16 protein-coding genes are annotated in these 22689 nt (G+C 59.4%); 5 read left to right on the plus strand and 11 right to left on the minus strand.

The features are described from left to right. Positions 1-191 precede the first annotated feature (191 nt). Positions 192-3551 (plus strand): adenylate/guanylate cyclase domain-containing protein, encoded by a 3360-nt coding sequence (locus tag ACVJ5M_RS32205; RefSeq protein WP_063984215.1) that lies wholly within the window; start codon positions 192-194, stop codon positions 3549-3551. A 63-nt stretch (positions 3552-3614) separates the two neighbouring features. Here the strand turns inward: ACVJ5M_RS32205 and ACVJ5M_RS32210 are convergent, their stop codons facing one another. The 6 genes from ACVJ5M_RS32210 to ACVJ5M_RS32235 form a co-directional block, all read right to left on the minus strand. Then, a complete protein-coding gene (locus tag ACVJ5M_RS32210; protein ID WP_063984216.1) occupies positions 3615-4877 on the minus strand; it encodes a patatin-like phospholipase family protein in 1263 nt (420 codons plus the stop codon). Positions 4878-5301: 424 nt separating this feature from the next. After that, entirely contained in the window at positions 5302-6378 is a 1077-nt protein-coding gene (locus ACVJ5M_RS32215; RefSeq protein WP_063984217.1) for a hypothetical protein, read from the minus strand. 994 nt (positions 6379-7372) lie between these two features. After that, positions 7373-7522 (minus strand): DUF1127 domain-containing protein, encoded by a 150-nt coding sequence (locus ACVJ5M_RS32220; protein ID WP_231144533.1) that lies wholly within the window; start codon positions 7520-7522, stop codon positions 7373-7375. A 1318-nt stretch (positions 7523-8840) separates the two neighbouring features. Continuing rightward, positions 8841-9245, minus strand: coding sequence for a nuclear transport factor 2 family protein (locus ACVJ5M_RS32225; protein WP_283018593.1), 405 nt, complete (start codon positions 9243-9245; stop codon positions 8841-8843). 943 nt (positions 9246-10188) lie between these two features. Continuing rightward, positions 10189-11319 (minus strand): L,D-transpeptidase family protein, encoded by a 1131-nt coding sequence (locus tag ACVJ5M_RS32230; protein ID WP_231144531.1) that lies wholly within the window; start codon positions 11317-11319, stop codon positions 10189-10191. A 195-nt stretch (positions 11320-11514) separates the two neighbouring features. Beyond that, the gene (locus tag ACVJ5M_RS32235) at positions 11515-11784 is read right to left on the minus strand and encodes a hypothetical protein (protein ID WP_063984220.1); all 270 of its coding nucleotides are present in this window, start codon (positions 11782-11784) and stop codon (positions 11515-11517) included. 272 nt (positions 11785-12056) lie between these two features. Between ACVJ5M_RS32235 and ACVJ5M_RS32240 the strand changes: the two genes are divergently transcribed. After that, the gene (locus ACVJ5M_RS32240; protein WP_063984221.1) at positions 12057-13286 is read left to right on the plus strand and encodes a cupin domain-containing protein; all 1230 of its coding nucleotides are present in this window, start codon (positions 12057-12059) and stop codon (positions 13284-13286) included. A gap of 210 nt (positions 13287-13496) precedes the next feature. On the opposite strand, the gene ACVJ5M_RS32245 is transcribed toward ACVJ5M_RS32240, so the two are convergent. From ACVJ5M_RS32245 to pdxR, 3 genes are all read right to left on the minus strand, one after another. After that, positions 13497-13817, minus strand: coding sequence for a DMT family transporter (locus ACVJ5M_RS32245; RefSeq protein ID WP_063984222.1), 321 nt, complete (start codon positions 13815-13817; stop codon positions 13497-13499). Between the two features lie 108 nt (positions 13818-13925). After that, entirely contained in the window at positions 13926-14381 is a 456-nt protein-coding gene (locus ACVJ5M_RS32250; RefSeq protein ID WP_063984223.1) for a carboxymuconolactone decarboxylase family protein, read from the minus strand. Between the two features lie 127 nt (positions 14382-14508). Further along, on the minus strand, positions 14509-15930 hold the full coding sequence (pdxR, locus tag ACVJ5M_RS32255; RefSeq protein WP_063986506.1) for a MocR-like pyridoxine biosynthesis transcription factor PdxR: 1422 nt from the start codon (positions 15928-15930) through the stop codon (positions 14509-14511). 203 nt (positions 15931-16133) lie between these two features. Here pdxR and ACVJ5M_RS32260 point away from each other — a divergent pair, with 203 nt between their 5' ends. Further along, positions 16134-16784 carry an FMN-dependent NADH-azoreductase gene (locus ACVJ5M_RS32260; RefSeq protein ID WP_063986507.1) on the plus strand — a complete coding sequence of 217 codons (651 nt, stop codon included), beginning with the start codon at positions 16134-16136 and terminating at the stop codon, positions 16782-16784. 224 nt (positions 16785-17008) lie between these two features. On the opposite strand, the gene ACVJ5M_RS32265 is transcribed toward ACVJ5M_RS32260, so the two are convergent. Continuing rightward, positions 17009-19876, minus strand: a complete 2868-nt coding sequence (locus tag ACVJ5M_RS32265) for an ATP-binding protein (protein ID WP_354099310.1) — start codon at positions 19874-19876, stop codon at positions 17009-17011. Between the two features lie 317 nt (positions 19877-20193). Here ACVJ5M_RS32265 and ACVJ5M_RS32270 point away from each other — a divergent pair, with 317 nt between their 5' ends. Beyond that, a complete protein-coding gene (locus ACVJ5M_RS32270) occupies positions 20194-21081 on the plus strand; it encodes a haloalkane dehalogenase (protein WP_063984225.1) in 888 nt (295 codons plus the stop codon). A gap of 162 nt (positions 21082-21243) precedes the next feature. On the opposite strand, the gene ACVJ5M_RS32275 is transcribed toward ACVJ5M_RS32270, so the two are convergent. Continuing rightward, on the minus strand, positions 21244-22002 hold the full coding sequence (locus tag ACVJ5M_RS32275) for a ThuA domain-containing protein (RefSeq protein ID WP_231144530.1): 759 nt from the start codon (positions 22000-22002) through the stop codon (positions 21244-21246). A gap of 245 nt (positions 22003-22247) precedes the next feature. On the opposite strand from ACVJ5M_RS32275, the gene ACVJ5M_RS32280 reads away from it, so the two are divergent. Then, positions 22248-22670, plus strand: coding sequence for a DUF805 domain-containing protein (locus ACVJ5M_RS32280; protein WP_231144529.1), 423 nt, complete (start codon positions 22248-22250; stop codon positions 22668-22670). The last annotated feature ends 19 nt before the right edge of the window (positions 22671-22689 follow it).

Consider the following 22689-nt stretch of genomic DNA (forward strand, 5'->3'; position numbering starts at 1 on the left):
GGCAGACCTATCGTGGCCGTCTGCTTGATGTCGGCTTTTGACCCAACTGCGACATCGCTTGGCAGCATCCAGTTTTCGCCGGAGCCCTTTCAATTGGGCGAGAGGTCCGGCGATCTGCGCTTCCGGCGATAGATGCGCCTTCGCTGGCTATTCCAATGTGCTATTCTTATCGCATAGGCCATAGGTATCCCATGACAGGTACTGCAGAGTGGCTCGCATCGATCGGTTTGGGGGAGTACGCCCAGCGTTTCGCCGAGAACGCCATCGATTTCTCGGTCGTTAGCGATCTCACGGAGCAGGACCTCAAGGACCTTGGCGTCCTGCTTGGGCACCGGCGCAAAATTCTGCGCGCAATTGCAGAACTCAAGAGTGAAGTCCTCGTATCAGTCCGAACGGCCGCCAAACCGGCGCCGCGGGACAGCGCCGAGCGGCGCCAACTGACGGTCATGTTTTGCGATCTGGTGGACTCGTCGGCACTTGCGGCCCGACTGGATCCAGAGGACTTGCGCTCGGTAATCGGTGCCTATCACGACTGCATCGCGGGTGTCATCGCCCGGAATGAGGGCGTCATCGCGCGGTACATGGGGGATGGCGTGCTTGCCTATTTCGGCTATCCCCAGGCCCACGAGGACGATGCCGAGCAGGCGACACGCGCGGGGCTGACACTGGTCGATGCCGTGGCCAACCTCCAGACAGATATCGGTACGAGGCTACAGGTCCGCGTTGGCATCGCCACCGGAATGGTCGTCGTGGGTGATCTGACCGGCGAAGGCGCCGCCAAGGAGCACGCGGTCATTGGTGAGACACCGAACCTGGCCGCTCGCCTGCAGCAGTTCGCCGAGCCCGGCATGGTGCTGATTTCCGAGAGCACACACCAGCTCACCGATGGACATTTCGAGTACCGCGATCTCGGCCCTGTCGCGCTCAAAGGATGGGCGGAACCAATACCTGCCTGGCAGGTGCTCGGGATCAGTGGAGCGGAAAGCCGCTTCGAGGCGCAGCACAAGACGCGGTTGACATCGCTAATCGGGCGTGACGAGGAGATCGAGCTGCTGTTGCGGCGCTGGCGGCATGCCGCGTCAGGCGAAGGCTGCGTCGTGGTTCTAACTGGAGAGCCGGGTATCGGTAAGTCGCATATCGCGCTGGCGCTTCAAGAGCGGCTCCAGGCCGAACCACACATTACGGTACGGCACTTCTGCTCGGCGCACCACGCCAACAGTGCGCTGTATCCATTCATCGTCAACCTCGAACGTGCCGCCCGGTTCGAGCGAGGCGAGACGCCGACGGAGAAGTTTGCCAAGCTTGAAGCTCTGCTCTTGCGGTTTGGCGCCGATGCAGACCGCGTGGTGCCGGCCCTGGCCAATCTTCTGTCGCTTCCGCTCTGCGACCGCTATCGCCTTCCCGAAATGACTCCGCAGACCCGCAAGGACATGACGCTGGCGGCGTTCCTGGCCCAGCTCGAAGCATTGGCGGCGCGTCAGCCGGTGTTCGTGATATTCGAGGATGCCCATTGGGCGGATCCGACGTCGCTGGAACTGCTCGCGGTTACACTGGAAAAGCTGCCGCGGCTTCGCGTACTGCTGCTGATCACGGCGAGACCGGAGTTCGCCCCGCCCTGGCCTGGTCATGCCCATGTGACGACGATCTCGCTCACGCGGCTCAGCCGGCGCAACGGGGCGGCATTGGTCGAGCGCGTCACCGCCGGCAAGACGCTCCCCGAGGAGGTCATGCACCAAATCCTCGCCCGTACCGATGGCGTACCCTTGTTCGTCGAGGAACTGACGAAGGCCGTGCTCGAAACCGGGCTGTTGCAGGAGCGGGACGACCATTACACGCTCAGCCGTCCGCTACCATCGATGGCGATTCCGACGACGTTGAGCGCATCGCTGATGGCCAGGCTCGACCGATTGGCTCCGGTGAAATACGTGGCTCAGATCGGCGCCGTCGTGGGGCGCGAGTTCTCCTACGAACTGCTGAGCGCCGTTGCCGAGTTGCCAAGGCAGACGCTGGAGGAGGCGCTTGCCCAGCTTGTCAGGGCGGAGCTGATATTCTGCCGGGGCGAGATACCCCGGGCGGTCTATACTTTCAAGCATGCGCTGGTACGCGACGCTGCCGAATCCGGACTTCTGAAGAGCCGACGCGCGACGCTGCACGCCACCATCGCGGACGTGTTCGAGCAACAGTTCCCGGAAATCGTGGAGGCTCAACCCGAGACTCTCGCGCTCCACCTCACGGAGGCGGGACTGTTCGAAAAGGCAGGAGAATATTGGCTTCAGGCGGGAAGGAAGGCGGCCATGCGCTCCGCCAACCTCGAAGCTATCGCACACCTGCGGAAGGGCATCGAGGTGTTGGCCCATTTGGCCGACGGTGCCCGGAAGGACAGACGAGAGCTTGATTTCCAGTTCGCGCTGGGACCATGCCTGATCGCTACCCAGGGACCGGCATCGCCACATGCGGTGGCGATCTTCGCTCGCGCGCGCGAGCTGTGCCAGCGCCTCGAAGACCCCCCCGAGCAACTACAGATCATGTTCTGGTTGACCACCGCGAGCGTCATTCGTGGTGAGTTGCCGGTCGCCGAGGAAATGATCTCGGCGCTGCTCGAACTCGCGGAGGCGCGCGGCGATCGACCAACGTTGCTCAACGCGATGCGTGGACAAGGCATGATTCGACTTTTCATGGGACATCTCGAAGGAGCCCACGAAGTGATCGTACGGGCCTTCGAAGCGTTCGAGGCAAGCAACGAGCAGGACAGATTGGCGGCGCGTGCCGCCGGCCAGGATGCGGGCGTGGCCGACCTTGCCCTGATGTCATGGGTGCTCTGGCTGCTGGGCCGCCCCGATACCGCGCTCGCACGACTGGATACCGCCATTCGGCGTGCCGACGCCATTGGTCATCCGCATTCGCAGGCCTATGGATGTTACTATGCGTCCATTCTCCACGCTCTTCGGGGCGAGTTCCTGACTGCGCACGGCTATGCGGAACGCTGTCTTGCCTTGTCGGAGGAGCACGGATTCCGGCAATGGAGAGGATTGGCGCGCGCCGTTCGGGGGATAAGTGCCAACTTTCTTGATCCTTCGTCCGCCGCGCTCGCGGAAATCCAGGGTGCGATGAACGAATATCGCAACGCGGGCTATCAGCTCGGCATCACGGCCCTATACGTGCTCCTGAGCCCGGCCCTATTGTCGAGCCGTCAGCGCGAAGCCACGCTCGAGCTGATCGAACAGGGCCTTGCAACAACCAGCCGCAATAGCGAGCGGATATTTGAGGCCGAACTGTATCGACTGAAGGCGCGCGTGCTGCTCTTCGATGACGTACCGGGAGCCGGCACCGAGGCGCAATCACTGTTCGAGCGCGCATTGACAACTGCAAGAAGCCAACACGCCAAGGCCCTTGAACTTCGAGTTGCAGTAGACCTTGGCGCTTTATGGATCGACCAGGGCAGACGCAAGGACGCGCTCAATCTGCTCGCGCCCATCTACGCCGGGTTCGCCGAGGGTTTTGAAACGCAGGATCTAAAGCAAGCGAAGGCACTGCTCGATCGACTGCAGTAATTTTGCCCGGATCACAGATATTGGAGTCTGGTTCAGCGGTCGCAGAGCTACTTGCCTTTGGCACTAGGCATCCGCTCGCTCTTGGCATTTACGATACGTATCTTTCACCTTTTGCCATCCCTCCTTGTCGTTCTTCTCTGGATGCTCATTTATGAAGTGTGGCCCATCATGCGGGTCGAGGTCTGCATGTGCGTGATACCTCTTGATTGCTTGTTCCGCAGCAGCTCTTCCCAACACTCGCCCGTTATAGAGGTTGCTGTGATTCCATTTGAAATTGATGTGCCCCGGCACCTGGATCTCGACGATTATGCCTTCCCATTTGGGTTCGTCGTACTGCACGTGATATTTGAAGATCCTGACGTCATCTTCGCCAACGGTCGCTGCGAATAATTGGCAAAGATTCGCCAGGGCATCATGAAGGTCTTTCGGTTTGCGGACCTGCTTCGAATCGACGATCCTGCTCACCCATATTTCGTCCAGATCACGGTGCTCCTCGAGCAAGCTCTCGAAGTTGACCGTGTCGATCAGCGCTCCTTCGCAGTACGTAACTCCGTCGATCTCAACTGTTTCTTCGATGAAGGGAAGAGCTGAGCACGCACATAGGCTGGACGCGCTAATTGGCCCTTTGTACTCTTTCTTGTCGGCTTGCTGGATCATTGGTCTGTTGGAAAACAACGCGAGCTTATGGTCATCAAGATTCCAGGCGTTGTGAAATATGACGGGCTTTCCAGGCTCTTTGAGCGCTTCGAACTTTATGCTCTTCATGAACTGGCTATTCGGATAGTTGATCTTGGAGAGGCCAGTGACATGGGACAAGTACATCATTGACGTGAGATAGCGAACGAAGGGATTGGGTGCCAGGACCTGATTAAGGATCCATCTGTTGATGTCTCCGTCGTCCGGGATCGTGAACTTCTGTTGAGGGAACCAGAGCGACATAGAATCCCTGAAGGCATTCACCATGGTCGATGGGTCCCATAAATGCAGATAGTTCTTGGGATCCATGACGAAGCTGGTCAGAGCCCTGCTCATGCTTCCTGCCCAATCCGGACCAAACACGGTGTTTATGGGGAAGCGCTTATAGCCTTCGTCGTCTCGAAACACGCCATTCTTGAAGAATTGATAGGTCTTTTCCGCCCTGGCTTTGTTTTCAACTCCATCAAACTGATTGTAGACGATCCCAACCCAGGCGCCGATGCAGGACAAAGCCCACACCTCAAACTCTATATCTGCGTTGGCAAGGGCTTCCAGAACCCCGATGTGCAATCCTGCTGCCGGACCGCCTCCGCCGAGCGCAATCGCTCTCTTTACCATCAGATCCTCCATCTGATTTTTCGTGTGGCTTATTCTCCAATCAACTTTCTGAATTGCGTGAAGAATTGGTCATTCTTGGGCTCTCGGCCGCACAGAATGCCATCGAACCAAATCTGACAGTTCATAGAGCCAGCATTGCGAAATACGATACGTGCGACGGAGCGGTGGACGTCGATATTCGATCTCGAATCTGCTGATCCCACTGGCGCACGAAGAGCCTGCTTAGCCTATCGCGGTCTGAACCGTCCATTTGTGAACCACTTCACGTACGATACTTATAGCCGCCCATGGCCGCGGACCTGTTGTCCAATCGCGACTTCCGTTATTGGCCCAAAGCGGACGCTTTGTAGTCTTTGCTCAGATGTCGGCTTGTGACCCGGAACGGACATATCGAAATCAAAACAGACCGAAACGGACGAGAAGCACCGCGACTCAACTACGGGAGTCCTTTTGTCACCGTAAAGGGATTGAACCCACGTTCCGCGAGGGCAGCCCACGAAGCTGCGCCAAGATGTGACAATCGGAAATAGAGCCGCGGTTTGGTCGGATCGGTGTCCAACACGAACCCGGTCGGCAACTCGCGGGCAGTTGTGGCATAGAACCCACCATCCGGCGACCTCTGGGATTCGACTACAGCGATCAACGAGTCTGCCCTCCCAGTCCTGCCGAGCAATTTCATCAAGAGAGCCATTTGGCCCGTTCCTTCGGTCCACACACCGTCTCGGTCTTCACCGTAAGAAAAGCCCTCATCGACACTCATTCGCTGTTCGGCGGTCGTAATTGCCGATGCAAATTTCTCGACCGCTCCGTGGAGCGCTATTAAAGGCCAGACCTGAGCATCGAGAGCCAAAATCGGATTGTGCGTGACACCGTCTTCAGCGGTACCTGCGGCGAAACAGGCGCATGCCGGATCCCACATCGTATTTACGAAGTACTCAGCGACCGTTGCCTTATCGCGCCAGCGCGAATCCCCTGTACGGATCGCAAGAAGGCCAAACGCGGCGGCGAGGTCAGTATTATGTTCAGTCGATTTCCACGTCCGCACTTCCGGCGTCGGTTCGTGCCCAAACGTACCACCCGTGAAACCGCCAGTACCGCGCGTATCGGCCCATTGCGCGACCCAGGCGCCAAGCCGTGCTGCACCATCGCGGGACCGAGAGCCGGCGTTCACATCATCAAGCGACAGCAACGCCAACATGGCCCATGCCATGTTACCAACATCGCTGCCCACCTGATATCGATCCTCTAACCATTTGTTCTGAGTATTGTCCCACCACCCCGGAAGTTTGACGGGGCCATTCCCCACCACGCCCGCGGCGTAAGCGTTCCGGAGCCGTCCATCATGCCAGGTGCGGTCGTTGTCGATGGCCCAGAGAAGCGCCGAGCCAATCCGATACGCTTTGTCTTGCTCACCGCAACCGACCAACGCGATGGCGGCTACCGCATTGTCATAGAGGTAGGCGGCGCCATGCAGAGGCCCCGATTCGACGGTCGGATAGCTGGGCAGGAACAACGGCCCTGATGGCGGTGCCTTATCAATTAGACCAGCGAGGTATCCGCACGCTGACGTTTTTGGTGCTGTTGAGGCTTGCAGTGGAGCGGAGGCCATCATGATTGCGAAAGTCGCGACGATCCAAGTCTGAAGGCAGAGTCCGCGACAACGGTAGAAGCAATAAGTGATTGGTGCCGGTAGCATTTCGCTGCCTCTCGTGTCTTTTCAACCAAGATAGACTTTAGGACATCGGGAAGAATGCCGGTCAGGATCGAGAAAAAATGTGCCTTCGTCTTCAATGGCAGCTTATGGCACTTTTCGGACCTGCGGCGGCAGTGTTCCGATGTCCACTGTTGAGGGTTGAACGGACCTAAATCAGCCGCGCCCGAAGGTCGCCTTTTGACCCAGACCGGACCACCCGTTCGCCGCGCAGGCATTGGGCTTAGGCTCGACCGGTCCTCGCGCTAGTTTGAAGGACCTCGTGTTGCCAGACAGAGCGGTCGTCCCCATCGTATAGTGATCAGAAACCGCCAGCCACGAAAAGAACAGACTACTGGCGATTGCCGCGCTTGCGCCGCCTGCTTGGGCGGAAGGGCGGAGGTACGGGTGCCAGGGCGAGCCCCTGGTACGGTATGGCAATCATCCCTCGACCATGGCCGATGAGTGCCGGTCATGCCAGTCCCGTGGATTATCGAAGAGCTGATCTATGGCCAAAAGCATTCTTGTCATCGTTGCTATTCTCGCAATTTCTACTTCTGGCGCTTTGGCCGCACAGAGGACCCATCATGGCCGCGCGTCGCCTGCGCCGTCGCCGAGCGAGGGGTCGAGGCGGCTGAGCCCATATGCTGTGGGCCCAGGTAATTCCAACGACCGCGACATGTACATCAAGAACCTGCGCGACTCCGGGTATAATCCGGAGAACAACTTCAACAGGTTCGGGAACGTGCAGGCAGCACCTTATGGGGGCGGCTAAACCTCGAATCCCCTTAACCCGGTACCGGCGCGGCTGCAGTCGCTAGGCCCGCCAAAACGGCTTTTCGAGTTCGTGCGCGATGTCGCTCCGGGAGACGCCGATATCGTGCAGGTCGGGCTCGGTCCAGCGTGCGAGCTCCCGGCGATCGCGATAACGCTGCCGCCAGAGATCAGAGATGAAGGGTCGCGCCAACGCTGGCCCAAACCTCGTAGAGGTTGAGGAGAGCCTTGATATCAGCGGAGATCAGGCGTGTTGAAGCAAACTTCACAGCTTTATCTCCCCCTATAAGTTCGGGAGGACTGTATCGCTGTGCTACTGACAGCATACTGTCAGCAGCAGGTAGCATCTCTGGCCCAAGGAACGGAGATGCCCCGGCTTCGGCTGGCAATCACTTTGCGTCATGTATTCTTGGGAAGTCCGATGTTGGCCCATCAGCGAAGTGACGACACCGCTCAAGGAGGTCCGCTTAGCGAGGCGGTGCGGACTGGATTTGCTCGCTCTGAGTTCTTCGCATTTTGACCCGAAGTCGACCTTAAACTCGTAACCAGCGAGAGGCTGATCGCAGCTTAGCAGAGTCCTTGGTGGGACTTAGCACAAGCGGCACGCTCCCCAGGATCCGCAGCAACCCGCGCAACCACCGAACCCCCAGCCACCATACCCCCAGTCATCGAACCCGATGTCGTCATAGAATCCGATGCTGAACCCGCAGCCGCCGCAACCGCAACCACGGAAGCCACGGCAACCACGGAAGCCACCGCAACCTCGGATGCCAACGAACCCGCTACCACCGCAACCTCGAATGCCAACAAGCCCGCCACCACCGCAACCTCGGATGCCAACAAACCCACCACCACCGCAACCTCGGCCGCCAACAAACCCGCCGCCACCGCAACCTCGGCCGCCAACAAACCCGCCGCCGCAACCTCGGCCGCCGCCGCACCCCCCGCCACCATGGCCGCACCCGCAACCACCGCACCCCCGCGCTAGCTGCACGCCGCCGCCAAAGTTTTCTCTATCGAAAAGATGGAACGTGGCCAGACTGACGTCGGCCATTTCCTCTTCGCCAAGAAAGAAGCGCTGATTTGGCGAGGTGTTGGATTGCGGGATACCGGTAGCGGGCATCGTGGATGCGGATGCGCTACTCGCCAGCGAAAGACCCAGTCCGGCCGCACCTAGCACCTTCACGGTGGCGGCTTTGGCTGTGCGCTTCTGCTTCGAAGCTTGCTTGACCCGTGGCATGATCGCACCCTCCGTAGTTCTTGTGAAAGCGCTCTGCAAGAGTGCGCTCGGCGAAACCGGCGCGCAAGGGTTACCTGTGCCATAAAATGCGAAACATCTCATCGAGCTCCATTCATCTTCAGAACCGAGATCGACACATGACCGCTTTTGGTTGAGCAGAATCACGCCAGCTGACCAGCGCAAGAGGCGTCGCGATGTCGGCTGTCTACGGGAAAGCGGAAGTCACACGATGGTTGGGCTGACCGCAGCTTTTGACCCAAAGCGGAAATCACTAGCTCGGTACCCCGCTTAGGTGAAATGTCGTAGCAAGGATGCGCCAGCCGTCGGGGGAGCGAACAAGGTTGTACGACTGCCGCCATTGCCTTGTGACGCTTCCATCCGGTCGGAGGTTTTTCCACGTTACAGTTCCGAGAGCACTGCGTTCGCCTATAGGAACAGCCACTACATCGTGCAGAGTTCCACTTTCGGCCCCTTCGCGTCGGTAGGTGTCGGCCACTCCTTGGAAAAACCGCGCAATCTCGTCACGTGACTGAAAACTATGTATCGACCCGTCACCCCGCATGGTGATGCAGGGAGCGCAGTAGAGTTTGGCGATTTGATCACCATCCCAGGTGGTGAATGTCTGCATGTATTTGTTGAAGAAGGCAGATATCTCGACTTCAAGCGCTTCCGGCATGATTTGTCTCCAGAGCTTTCATGTTCTGCGACGAGCAAGCCAACCCGAATTGTCTTGGGTTGCGATACAGCGCACGCGGAATTCGGATGGCGACATGCCGTTCAGCCGATCCGCTGCTGGGTCCAACTCCGCGCAACTGGCCTGCTCTACAGTTACGATCTGATCCGCGGCCAACCAAGCTACGATTGGAACTGAAGGGCCAATGATTACGAGATAGGCCAAGCCGAGAGCGGGAGACCAACGTTCAATACCAAGCCCCGTCCGGAAGACCACGGCCATTCCTAAGCCGAAGCACGCGATCCAAACGGCAAGCCAACAAGCAGAGATCATTCGTCTCTCCCCGCTCCAACAGTGTGCGCAATGTTACCGTTGACGCCCATCTCTCGCCAGAAGACAGTTTGCACCGAAGGGGCAATGCACTTGACCGATTCTGGGTGGTTAAGCTCACCTGCCCGTCAGGTGTTGATGGAAACGACGAGGTCATTGAATGCAAAAGGCTGATCGGCGATGTCGCCTATTGGCCCCAAGCAGCGGTTGGTGGATGTGTGCCATTCCGCTGCTGTCAGGGGAGAAGCAGACATCCGGCAAACAGGCCAAAAATGACGCGAATGACCTATAGCAGACCTGCACCCGAGCATTCGCCGAGTGGCCGCCTTAACCTCGCAGTGGCAGCGGGATGGAAAGCAGTTAACGCGCGAGTGCACTTCGTAATCTTAATTTACGCGAAGGCGTCCCACCGAAATTGCTCACCCGCGCCGACGAGTTGATCGAATAACTCGCTCTTAGCTGAGACGCATGGGTCCACACCTAGCCCGAGCCGACTCGCGCAGCGCTTCATCGCACTCCGCTTCCGGGCGTATTCAGACCTTGAGAAAGCATTGGCGAGGTCTGGCAGTGACCCGGCAGCTGACTCTGGATGCAAGCCTGAAGTAGACCGGGCGCTCTAGCACCCGTCGTCTCCTTCCACGACGGTCGACAGGAAGCTGGAACGAGCCAGATCACATGCAATCGGCTTCGAGAACGAGGTGCCAAACCATCTACTCGTCAACGACCCATCGTTGGTGACCCAGGGGATTGGCGGCAGTTGCGGCAGATAAGATGCATACGGCATCACTTTCGCAAGCGTCACTCTGACCAGATACTTTGCTAGAAAAGCCTCGTTCATTCCGCCGTCCAGTCCGCTATAGATCGGGGCTGCCGGCACGTTGTCATTGAGCAATCGCGCGAATTCGAGTTCGTCGGTACGTTGCTTCTCAAGCGCCCGCCGCGCAATTTTGGAATCCACGACAAACGCGGGGCATTTATCGGTGGGACTGAACACGAGAGGATACGGCGAATTTGGTGGAGCTTGCGCATCGAACACATAGCGTCGATTGCACACGTCCACCTTAGGTTCGAGATGCGTCGTCTCGAAGTGATCGTTGCCGACTTTGAGCATTTTCCAGAAGGAGAGGTTCGGGCTATTTCGATGCTGCGCCAGGTTTGCCGGCGTCAGGCGGAATGGATAAGCCTGGACCTGAAAGGACGGTCGGCCGCCGAGGGAGTCCCGCGCTAGCGAATAGATCTCGCTTATCTGTTCGTCGGTCATGGCATAGCAACCGCTCGATGAGCAGTCGCCATGGATCATGAGTAAGCTGCCGTCGCGATTGTTTGCCTTGTCGAAGCTGTTGGGAAAGCCGACGTTGATCGCGAGATGGTAATCGGAGTTGGGATTCATCAGCTCGGGAGTAATCGTATAGAACCCCTCTGGAGCCTGACGGTCACCCTCCTTCAGTTTCGGCCCGAGATCCCCCGACCACCGACAGATCGGGTACACCTTGAGGATTTTGAAGAGGCCGGTGGTGTCCTGTTTCCAGACTTCGAGCTCCGCCTCTTGCTTGAAGACGCGCACAAGGATAGGCGAGTATTTTGGCATCTTCTTTTGTCGGAGCAGCGAGAGCAACTCGGGTGGTAGCTCCTTTGTAGCCTTGGCCGGCAAGCGGTTGCTGTTTTCGCCAAGGCAGGTGGCCGGCGACAACGCCGCGAAAAAAGCTGCAGTCAGCACAAGCGCACGGAGTGCCGTGGCGCCGATCATGACCTTACCTCGGGCGTGGAATCTGCTCATTTGGGTAGCGTGTAGTCAGTGGGTTCGTAAGGCAAGCCCAGATGGACGCAGCCACCGGAGAAGTTCGAGCTTATCGTTGGCCTTGGGGATGCCAAGACGCTCGGTCTCGTCGTCCGCTTCTGGCCCATAGCTGACCTGCCCGATCGGTTCAGCCGAGGACTTCTTTTAACCCAAAGCTGACCTCAAGCAGTTCCGGAGACAATTAGGCAAAAAGCCCGCATTGGTTATGACAGCATTCTTGGCGGCGCTCGCGACATCGGCCAAGTCGGAGTTCATCAATGTGCCGACGGAGTGATCGCCACCGATAGCCAAGACCGGCATCGGCAATTTTCCGGTCTTTGCGAACAGCGTTTTGTTGTCCTCGCCGTCCTTAGTGAAGTCAGCAAACTGTCCGCTAAAGGCATCGTGGATGGCACCCGCACGAGCATAGAGCACCGCATCGTGATCCCGGGTCTTTCGTCGATCGCAGCGGGGGTATGGGTTCACGGCCTGGTTCGAAAACCGATACGGTTATCGAAGCATCGAGGCCGACAGTGCCAATGTTAGCGCTCGCCCTGCCGGAAGCCACTGGAACTCGTGCTAACGAGAAATATCGAAGTGTACTGCTTTGATAGTGTGAATCGCTTCCAACGGACGACGCTCGGAGACGTCAGGCGCAGGTGTCGTGCGCAGAAGCATTGTAGCCTGGAATCATGGGAGAGCCGAGCATGGATTCCATTTCTCGTCGCCATATGTTGGCAGCGACCGCTACCGGAGGTCTTCTAACGAGCGTTGGGCTGGCGCACGCGCAAACCGCGGACGGCGCGATTCCTCAGCCACAGCGACCGGGTCACGGCGGCACCGATCCCGGTCCGCGCAATCTCATGCGGGATCGGCAGAACCCGGATCTGCTGGTTCCGCCGTCGACCGATCATGGTACCTTGCCGAACCTGCGCTTCTCGTTCTCGGACGCCCATATGCGGCTTGAGCCGGGCGGCTGGACCCGCCAGGTCACGCAGCGTGAGCTGGGCATTGCCAAGTCCATGGCCGGCGTGAATATGCGCCTGAACGCGGGCGGTGTGCGTGAGCTGCATTGGCATAAGGCGTCAGAATGGGCCTACATGCTCTATGGCAAGGCTCGCGTGACGGCGGTCGATTCCGAGGGGCGCTATTTCGTCGATGACGTCGGCGTCGGAGATCTCTGGTTCTTCCCGGGCGGAACCCCGCACTCGATCCAGGGCCTCGGCCCCGACGGCTGCGAATTCCTTCTCGTGTTCGACGATGGCGATTTCGACGAAGACAACACCTTCCTGCTCAACGACTGGTTCAAGCACATACCGGCCGATGTGCTGGGCAAGAATTTCGGAGTGCCTGCCTCGCTGTTCGGCCACACCCCCGATGAAAGCGAGCGCTATATTTTCCTGGCTCCGTTGCCGGGGCCGCTCGGATCGGAAGCCATATCGGGCGCAAAGGCGTCGGAGACGAGCTACACGTGGCGGATGATGGAGCAGGTGCCCATCAAGACGAAGGGCGGAACGGTGCGGATCACCGATTCCCGTTTGTTTCCAATCAGCACCACGACCGCAGCGGCCCTGGTTGAACTCGAACCTGGCGGATTGCGCGAGGTGCACTGGCACCCTAACGGAGACGAGTGGCTTTACGTCATCGAGGGACAGGCGCGCATGGGTGTGTTTGCCGGCCAGGGGCAGGCGCGCACATTTGATCTGCAGGCCGGCGACGTTGGTTACGTCCCGGTGGCGATGGGCCACTATCTCGAGAATACCGGCTCGACCAACTTTCGATTTCTCGAGACGTTCAAGAGTGACCGCTTTATCGATTTCTCTCTCGATACCTGGATGGCGGCAACACCGCCGGGACTGGTGCAAGCCCATCTCAAACTCGATCCGAAGGTGATGAGCGCGCTGCGCACGAACAAGGCTCTGGTCGTGCCGGAATAACCGCCCAAGTCGGAGTGAATCGCGGCGCACTCGTCCGGCGCCCGGTGGGCAGGCCGCTGGCGGACCGCCGGCAAGATTGCGCCATCTCCGGCTGCAGAAGGAGAACGCCATGAACGTTCTGACCTGGGCCGCCCTGCGTTGGTGGTCGCCGGATCCGCCTTAGCATCAAACGGTCAGGCCGAAACGGGCACCCGAGCGTCAGTGGCATCCTCAGTTTGCAGAGACAAGCTTTAGTCCAATCACGCCGGCCACAATCAAAGCAATGCAAAGTATCCGCGCAGGCGACGCAGAGTCGCCCAGCACTGCGATACCCAGAACGGCGGTACCCGCGGCACCGATACCGGTCCAGACCGCGTACCCCGTTCCTACGGGAAGTGTGCGGAGCGCCAGCGAGAGAAGAAAGACACTCGACAAACCGGTGGCAGCCGTAAACAGCGCGGGTATCAGCAGCGTGAAGCCTGCGGACCACTTCATACCGAAGGCGAATCCGATCTCGAGAAGGCCGGCGGAGGCCAATATCATCCATGCCATGTGGGTCAATCCATTCGCTGGTCACCGGGCGTTACGGCCGGGCTGCTTGTAAGGGGCTGGACGCGCATGGACCAATTTCCATGCGCGCCGCGTTTGCTGATGAGCGCCTCAAGCCTTACTGGCGGCAGCGGGAATCGAGCGGAACGAAATTCCCAATCGATTGAACGCGCTCATCAGGCCGATGGCATAGGTGAGGTCAGCGAGTTCCTTGTCGCTGAATTCGCCGGCGGCGGCCTCGTAGTCGGCATCGGGAACGCCGGTTTCGGCCACCCTCGTCACGGTTTCGGTCCAGGCCAGCGCAGAGCGTTCGCGCTCACTAAAGACTTCCCCCGCGTCTCGCCACACAGGCACCAGCACGAGCTTGTCCGCGGCGACACCAGACTTGAGCAGGTCGCGGGAGTGCATATCGATGCAGTAGGCACAGCCGTTGATCTGCGAAACCCGCAGATAGACGAGATCGACAAGTTGCTTTGAAAGGCCGCTTTTTTGAAGATAGACGTAGACCCCTCCAAAGGCCTTGAAGCCTTCCGGTGAAGCCTTGGCGTAATCGATGCGCTTGTTCATGATTGAATCCTCATCTGGTTGAAGGATTCCATCGTTTCGCATCTTGGCCTATTCAAGAAGGTCCATGATACGCGTTTGTAGCTGGACCATGATTTCCATAATCCGGCAGATCACGCTCGAGCTTCAGTCACATCAATCCCAAAATGCGCCGTCCGAAATTTTCGGCCGTGCGCCGCGAGGCGATATTCGTGAAGTTTAAAAGAAGGGCGGAAGCCCCATCATTGCGCCTCGTCCAATCCGTAAGTGCCTCCGCGTACAGGCCTTGTTCCCGCATGCTCGCAGCGAGCCGGCGATCTGAACGGTTGCCTCGCAGACGCAAGATCAGGTGCATGCCCCCCGGCTGTAAATCTATTCGCACATTTTTTCCCAGCACGCTTTCCAGCCCCGCCGCGGTTGCCGCGCGGCGCTCGGCATAGAGCCTCCGCATCCGCTGGATATGGCGCGCAAAATGTCCTTCGGCGATGAATGAAGTGACGATAGTTTGCGTAAGCCCCGGAGAGCCAGTTGAAAGGCTTTCGGTGACCTCCTCAAACCGCTCGACCTGCGCTTCCGGCACGACGAGATAGGCCAGCCGCATGCCTGGAAAAAGTACCTTGCTGAAGGTACCCGCATAGAGCACCCGCCCGTCACGATCGAGGCTTTTCAATGCAGGGAGGGGGCGGCTGACATAGCGGTATTCGCCATCGTAGTCGTCTTCGATGATCCATGCCTTGTTTCGCGCGGCCCAGTCCAACAGCGCCAGACGCCGAGGTAACGACAGGGACATGCAGAGCGGGCTCTGATGCGCAGGCGTGACCACCGCTGCGCGCGCCCGGGACGCGAGCTTGATGGCATCAGAAACGACCATGCCTTCCGCATCGACCGGCACCGAGATGCCTTCGATATGCATATATTCGAAAATTTCTCGCGTGGGCGGATATCCCGGGTCTTCGAGCCAGACGCGATCACCCGCCTTCAGCAGGGCATGACCGATTAGCTCCACGGTTTGGCGGTATCCCGAGGTCACGAACACCTGAGATGGGGAGCAGTTTATCCCACGCGAAACCTGGAGATATCTCGCGATTTCAGCACGCAGCGAAGGCAAGCCGGACACAGGGGGATGGATCATATCGGAAGGCTGCATGGCCCGCGCACTGCGCGCGCCAAGGCGTGCCCAGATCTTCCGGGGAAACGCATCCAGGGCGGGCAAACCCATCTGGAATGGCAGGATGGAATCCGGACGAAAACTGACTGCATCCATCCGGGGATCCGCTCGCGGCGTCGGGTTCGCAATGGATATTCGCGGCGTAAGGTCTGGGCTTACAATGGTTCCTGCCTGCCCGCGCGCCTCGACATACCCTTCAGCGGCCAGCAAGGAATAAGCCGTGTCGATGGTACCTCTGGCCAGCCCCAATTCCTTGGTCAACGCCCGTGCCGACGGAATGCGGTCACCAGGCTTCAACATTCCAGTGGCGATAGCGTCGCGAAACCGATCGTAAATCTGCCGGTAGAACGGTGCTGCCGCCTTCGGATCAAGCGGCGGGAGCTTTCGGGGATTCGCGGCAGGCATGGCCCGATCCGATCTTTCGATGAACGAAAAACCCACTATGCCATAACGGTTCGGATTGGTCTCCACTCCTCGCACGCTGCAGCGGTCAAGCCTGCGCCGGCAAATCATGGACCAGTCGCAAAGCTCATTCATGGTCCTTGGATGCAGGCCGAAATTGCTCTTTGCTGATGATCAGAGTTCGGACAGCAGAGATTGGAAAGCAGATGACGAAAATACTGCATTTGACTTGCAGCCCCCGCGGGCAAGCCTCGGAGAGTTACAGGCTATCTCAGAAAATCGTCGGCTACTTGCTGGATAGCGAGCCGACGGCAACCGTCATAATCCGACCGATCAGCGGCGTCCCCGATATCGATGAAAGCTACGCAACTGCTCTTGGCGCGACCGAGCGATCGTACCTGGAAATGTTTGTCGAGGGTTCCATGTCCCGGTCCGAAGAACTGATCCAGGAACTGGAGAGCGCGGACTTCGTCGTCATCGCAACTCCAATGCACAACTTCACCGTGCCTGCCGCTCTCAAAGCGTGGATAGATCACGTCGTTCGAGTCCGTCGAACGTTCGACGTGACTGCCCAAGGAAAACTGGGGGCGTTGCGCGACCGCCCGGTTTTTGTCGCAGTGTCCTCGGGCGGAAGATTTTCCGGCGATCGCGCGCATCAGCCCGATTTTCTCACGCCGTATCTAAAAGCTATCCTCGGCACCATCGGGCTGCATGATTTGACGTTCTTCTCCGTTGAAGGATCGGCGCTTGGTCCTGATGCATTGGTCGCAGCCCGAACCAAGGCGGATCAGGCAATGCAGAGGTTCTTCCTCCGTTTCGCGCCCAATTCAACGGGGGTGTTTCAGCAAGCTGTATGAACGCGCAACGGCCTTCCCGCGCTCAGTTCGGCCACCGATACGTCCGTTCCTGGCCCTGAGCAGACGCTGCCGCTTCGCGCGGAAGCTGGGGGACGCCTGCACCTCGCGGGATTCCCTACCAGCGAGACCAGTACAGCGCCCGGGAAGCTGAGGTACTTGCCTCCTCAATTGAGCAAGCAAAAATTCCCCCAAACATCAGAGCCTCGCTAAGAACGGAGATTGACTTAACCGAGATCACGCAAGAGACCTTTTGCTCGCTTAAGGTCGGCGGTGTTGAGACCTTCGGTAAACCGGTCGTAAATCGGTTGTAGCAGCGCCTTCGCTTCGGCCGGTCGGTCCTGATCGCGAAACAACTGTCCCAAGCTTGTGGCGGCGCGTAGTTCCCAGGACAGAGCGCCCTGCAGGCTCGCCCACTTCATCGCCCGGAAAAACTGATCCTCGGCCGTTGCCGCAGCGCCGGGCGCACCTTGCAACAGCAGCAGTTCGCCCTTGATGCGCAGCAGCTCGGCGATACTCAAGCGTTCTTCGCTCTCCTCTGCGCGCGCGATCGCATCGTGTACCACCGAAAGTCCTTCGCCCACTTGCCCGACGCGCCCCAAGCCTTCCGCCATCTCACCAACGAACAGGAAATAGCGATGCGATGCGTTGACTTCGTCGCCGAGTTCGTCGATGCCTGACCGCAGCAGCGGCAATCCGCCGGCGGTATCTCCGCGCTTGATCGCTAGCAGTCCTTGATGGCTGCGGGCAAAGGCAACATAGCGCATCAGCGAATGCCTGGTCGAAAGGTCGATCAGCCTTGTCACGTAATGGTCTGCGACATCCATATCGCCGCTCCACAGCGCGATCGGGCATGCTGCGTTGGCGACGATGTAGCACACCGAGTTGACGTGTCTGCTGGCAGATGCCTCATGCAGGTATGTTTCGGTGACGTGCATTGCGCGATCCGGAAATCCCTGCAGCCATAGGGTCCGGCCCAGAAAGGCGCCGGCGGTCACCCGCTGGTTGCTCCGGAAACGGCTGATCCGCGACTTTTGGACTGGAGGAACATAGTGCGCGAGCATGCGTTCGAGGTGATACCTCGCGCTCGCTTGATCGCCGAGGCATTGCTGCGAGATGCCGATCAATCGCTCTCCGATCAGCCGATCGTTGGAATTTGACCGGCTTGCCGCAAGAGCGCTGAATCGTTGCGCGGCGGTCAAGGAGGCGCGAAGGCGGCCGGCGACCCGGTGAAAGAACCACAGGCCTAGCAGCGACCGCAATTGGTGCTCGACATCGTCAAGCCTCTCTGCAAGCTCCAGCGCCTTCGTCCAGGCTTCGCCGAGCGCGGGAATTTTCGCGTCGGTGACAAATATCAGGGTCGTGCCGAGCGCGGTATACAGCTTCATCTCGAGGCGCGCGTCGCCATTGACGGCAGCCCCAAGGGCGCCGATCGCCCGCTCCACGCGGCCGCGGCATTCCTCCAGCAACGACGAATGGACGCATAGGGGCACTGCGGCCGCGGTCAGCCCCGCGCCAATCTGCACGTCACCGCTGGGTGAAAAGGCCCAACCCAGCGCCGCGCGCAGGTTGTCGATGTGCCGTCCATAGTCGCCCATCCAGTCGACCGTGGGGCGCATCTCCAGCTCCGCTTCAGCCCGCTCGAACAAGTCCCGGTAATATTCGGCATGGCGACATGCGAGCCGTTCCCGTTCCCCGCTCTCGCCGAGCTTTTCGAAGGCATACGTATGGGTCGTATCCAATAAGCGGTAGCGCGCCGTGGTGGCATCGATTTCCGCCACAACCAGCGACTTCGAAACCAGGCTGGAAATTCCATCGACCACGTCCGGCAAAGCGATCCCGGCGCCCGTTACCACCGCGCAGATCGCCTCCAGGTCGATGGCGCCGGCGAAGACCGCGAGCCGGCGGAGGAGCACCAACTCAGGCTCAGTCAGTAGCTCGTAGCTCCAATCGAAGGTCGCCCGCAGAGTTTGGTGCCGCGGCAGCGCCGTCCGCCCTCCGGTCAGCAGCTGAAAGCGATCGTCAAGGTGAGCGGCGAGTTCTTCGACACCGAGTGCCGTGACACGTGCCGCCGCCATTTCAATCGCGAGCGGTATGCCATCAAGACGCCGGCAGATCGCCGCGATCGTCTTTGCCTGATAGCCATCCAGAACCGCCCCTGCCTCGGTTGCTCGTGCACGTTCGATGAATAGTCTGACGGCGCCGTATTCCAGGAGATCGTCCGCGCCCTCCGTCGGAATCGAGAGCGGCTGCACCCAGTAGACCTGCTCCCCCTCGGCCCGGAGCGGCTCGCGGCTGGTTGCGATGATCTGAGCCGAGGATCCGGCTCGCAGCACGCCCTCAGCCATCCTCGCCGCGGCGTCGATCACATGCTCGCAGGTGTCCAACACCACCAACAAGCGCCGCGCTGCCAGTGCCAGCGCCACGCGCTGCGTCGAAATTTCACCGCCGCCGAACTTGAGTCCGATCGCGGCAGCGAGCGCTATGGGAACCAGACTGGGATCCGCGAGCGGCGAGAACTCGGCCAGCCACACCCCCTCTGGAAAATGCGGCAGCAGTTCACGGGCGACCGCGAGCGCGAGCCGTGTCTTGCCGATGCCCCCCGCCCCGGTCAGGGTGACGAGCCGGCCGGCACGGACAAGCTTCGAGATTTCCTCGACCTCGGCGGTGCGGCCGATCAACGCTGAAACCGGCTGCGGCAGGTTGGTCGACGCTAATGGCTGCGCCGACGCACTTTCCTTTAGGTAGAGTGGATGTCCCGGTCCGGTTGCTGGCCGCATGGTCCAGATGCCGCGCAGGTGATAGCCGCGGCCGGACACCGTCTTCAACAACTCGCGATCTGCGCCGAGCGCCTTGCGAATGGCGGATATATGAATCTGGAGCGTGTTTTCTTCGACCGTCGCAACCGGCCACACCCGATCTATAAGATCGCGCTTGGTGACAAGCTCGCCGCCCGACTGAACCAAAATCTCCAGAATCTCGAATGCGCGGTTCCCGATCGGAACGGAAACACCTCGGGACCGCAGCTCACGCTGGGTAAGATCGATCTCCCACCCGTTCGACTCATAGACGGCTCGTAGGCCTTGCTCGGCCATCACGGCCTGCCCCGTCGGTTGAGTAATCCTAAGAAAATCTCAGCATCAGATCAGGGAACCGCTCCAGGAAATCAGCTTAAACGTTGATCTGGGCAGTGGGCAAGGGCCGTCGAACTATCCGCTTAACGCGCGGCATATCAATGGCTTGATACCCAGTATCTGCTTGGGTGATCTTCTGAGCAAGATTAGCAAAACAGCATCAATGGCGGGCAAGCGATTGATGCAGGGCCCGAGTAAGATCACTCTCTAACCCAGCGGCGCGCTGTTGCGCAGGCTTCGCGGTGTCGCTGCGCCCAAATGTAAACGGGAGAGCGAACATGATCTCTGCGGCATTTCCCTACAAGAAGCAGCGGCGGCGGGTCCTCGGCCGCGAGATGGCGTATGTCGAGGTGGGAAAGGGCGACCCCATCGTACTGCTGCACGGCAATCCCACTTCGTCGTATCTCTGGCGCAATGTGTTGCCGCACCTGAAGCCGCTGGGTCGCTGCATCGCCCCCGACCTGATCGGCATGGGCGATTCCGACAAGCTGCCTGACAGCGGTCCCAACTCGTATCGCTTCGTCGAGCACCGCCGCTATCTCGACGCCCTGCTCGAGTCCCTGGACGTGCGCGAACGGGTCACCCTCGTCATCCATGACTGGGGTTCGGCGCTCGGCTTCGACTGGGCCAACCGCCACCGCGAGGCCGTGAAGGGTATCGCGTACATGGAGGCGATCATGGGGCCACAATACTGGGACCACTGGGACAAGTTCGAAATGCGTCACGCCTTGCAAGGGCTGCGTTCCGAGCAAGGCGAGGAAATGGTCTTGCGAGACAATTTCTTCATCGAGAAGATCCTGCCGGGAGCCATCCTTCGCAAAATGTCCGACGAAGATATGGCGGAGTACCGACGGCCCTTCGCCGAGCCCGGCGAGGGCCGGCGTCCGACGCTGACGTGGCCAAGGCAAATCCCCATCGAGGGCGAGCCCGCCGACGTGACTGCGATCGTGACCGCCTACGCTGACTGGCTTAAGACGAGCCATATACCCAAGTTGTTCCTGAGGGCGGAGCCCGGTGGGATCCTCGCCCATGGCCCGGTTCTCGATTTGGCCCGCAGCCTCCCGGCACAGACCGAGGTGACGATCTCGGGACTCCATTTTGTTCAGGAAGATTCGCCGGACGAGATCGGACGGGCCGTCGCCGGCTGGATGGAGGCGTTGGGCTGACGGCGGCCATGCAGGGCTGCGATATCAGGATCATCAAGGCTCACTCTGAGTTCTTCGCATTTTGACCCGGAGCGGAAGTCGCAGACCAAGACGGTCCGAACCTCAGGCATGGACACCAGCCAACGAATCCGGCGGTGGCGCAAATGCGAAGTGCCGCGGCGTCTACCAGGGCGACCTCCGCATAGACCACAGGATAGCGTTCGTGAGAATTCGCTGGTAGCGGGCGTCCCGCCAAACTGACGGCTCGTGGCCTAGCGCCGAGTAAAATACTCGTCCCTCGCCATAGAATCGGGTCCAGGTGAGAGGCCAGCCATAGAATCGTTGATGTACGCCGGTCTTGCCAAGGTCCACCGAGCTTGGGTCGAGGCGCAGGAGCACGCGTGAACCACGATAGTCGAAGTCGCCGATTTGGTAGATCTCGTCCTCGACTTGCACCGAATTCCCGAGAAAAGCCACCAGGGGATCGCCGGGATCAACCACCTCGATCTTCACGGCCTGATGCCAAGGATGACCATTAAAGTAGCCGCCGACCAGATCGAGATAGTCCGGCCAAGTGTAGAATGTGTCCGTCGCCGAATGAACGCCGAGGAACCCGCGGCCCGAGCGCACAAAGTTGAGAAGAGCTCTCTTTTGCGCGTCGCTCATCGGAAGTTCTCCTGACGTATAGAACATCACCGCTGCGTAGCGCTCGAGGTTTTCGGTAGAAAATTCAGACGTGTCTTCCGTTGCAGTGACTTCAAAAACACCCGAATGGCTTCCGAGCTGGGTCAGGATAACCTTAGAAAGCGGTATGACATCATGCCGGTAGCCGGCGGAGTATGTGAAATAGAGGATGCGCTCTCGCGGACGCTCCGCATGCGCGCCGAGTGGTCGGATTGCCGCCGCGCCGCCGAGGAGCGCGATGAACTCACGTCGCCTCACAATCGCCTCCGCCAAAACCAACCATGTGTTGAAGAAGCCTAGCACAGATCAGCCCAGCGCCGACCGGGGGGCATCGCCCTCTCGCGTCCTATGCGACGCTGCTGGCCTGATCCTATTGTGACCGTCGGCGATTGTCCGCCCGTGCGCACAATTTTAGGTTATCTATTCGGATAGTGTTGGGCTGAATAGCCTATGCTGCTTAAGCGTTGCACTACAGCTATCGGACAGGATGATCTCGGAGGCGCATGCATTCAGCTTTCATTTGGTATTTTTTATCCATGAAAGGCCGCATCGGTCCGCAGGAATTTCGATTGGGACTTTTGGGACTTGTGCTAGTCGACATGCTCGTCGTGCGCATCGCGAGGAAGCTCACTGATTCAGGACCCCAATACTATAGCGTCAACCCTCCGCTCGACTGGCCCATCGTCCCGGCTGTCCTCTTTATCTCGCTCTGGCCGCTCGCTGCAATCTTTGTGAAGCGACTACATGACTTCAACATCTCGGGTTGGTGGGCGCTCACAATCCTCGCAATTCCTCTCCTCGTCGACGTGCTCAGCATTCCGTATTGGCTTCCTTATCTTTTATTGGCGGCAATCCTGAGTGCATTTCCCGGACGGCCTGGCGACAATCGGTTCGGCTCGACCTCGCTACCGCGCACGCGCGTCTAGCGCGCCCCCAAAGCAGACC

It is taken from the genome of Bradyrhizobium sp. S3.7.6, assembly GCF_054061875.1.

What these genes read in the sequence shown, in the direction of transcription:
- ACVJ5M_RS32205 (WP_063984215.1), top strand. Translation starts at nt 192, where the DNA reads ATGACAGGTACTGCAGAGTGGCTCGCATCGATCGGTTTGGGGGAGTAC.
- ACVJ5M_RS32210 (WP_063984216.1), bottom strand. Translation starts at nt 4,877, where the DNA reads ATGGAGGATCTGATGGTAAAGAGAGCGATTGCGCTCGGCGGAGGCGGT.
- ACVJ5M_RS32225 (WP_283018593.1), bottom strand. Translation starts at nt 9,245, where the DNA reads ATGCCGGAAGCGCTTGAAGTCGAGATATCTGCCTTCTTCAACAAATAC.
- ACVJ5M_RS32230 (WP_231144531.1), bottom strand. Translation starts at nt 11,319, where the DNA reads ATGATCGGCGCCACGGCACTCCGTGCGCTTGTGCTGACTGCAGCTTTT.
- ACVJ5M_RS32240 (WP_063984221.1), top strand. Translation starts at nt 12,057, where the DNA reads ATGGATTCCATTTCTCGTCGCCATATGTTGGCAGCGACCGCTACCGGA.
- ACVJ5M_RS32245 (WP_063984222.1), bottom strand. Translation starts at nt 13,817, where the DNA reads ATGGCATGGATGATATTGGCCTCCGCCGGCCTTCTCGAGATCGGATTC.
- ACVJ5M_RS32250 (WP_063984223.1), bottom strand. Translation starts at nt 14,381, where the DNA reads ATGAACAAGCGCATCGATTACGCCAAGGCTTCACCGGAAGGCTTCAAG.
- pdxR (WP_063986506.1), bottom strand. Translation starts at nt 15,930, where the DNA reads ATGCCTGCCGCGAATCCCCGAAAGCTCCCGCCGCTTGATCCGAAGGCG.
- ACVJ5M_RS32260 (WP_063986507.1), top strand. Translation starts at nt 16,134, where the DNA reads ATGACGAAAATACTGCATTTGACTTGCAGCCCCCGCGGGCAAGCCTCG.
- ACVJ5M_RS32265 (WP_354099310.1), bottom strand. Translation starts at nt 19,876, where the DNA reads ATGGCCGAGCAAGGCCTACGAGCCGTCTATGAGTCGAACGGGTGGGAG.
- ACVJ5M_RS32270 (WP_063984225.1), top strand. Translation starts at nt 20,194, where the DNA reads ATGATCTCTGCGGCATTTCCCTACAAGAAGCAGCGGCGGCGGGTCCTC.
- ACVJ5M_RS32280 (WP_231144529.1), top strand. Translation starts at nt 22,248, where the DNA reads ATGCATTCAGCTTTCATTTGGTATTTTTTATCCATGAAAGGCCGCATC.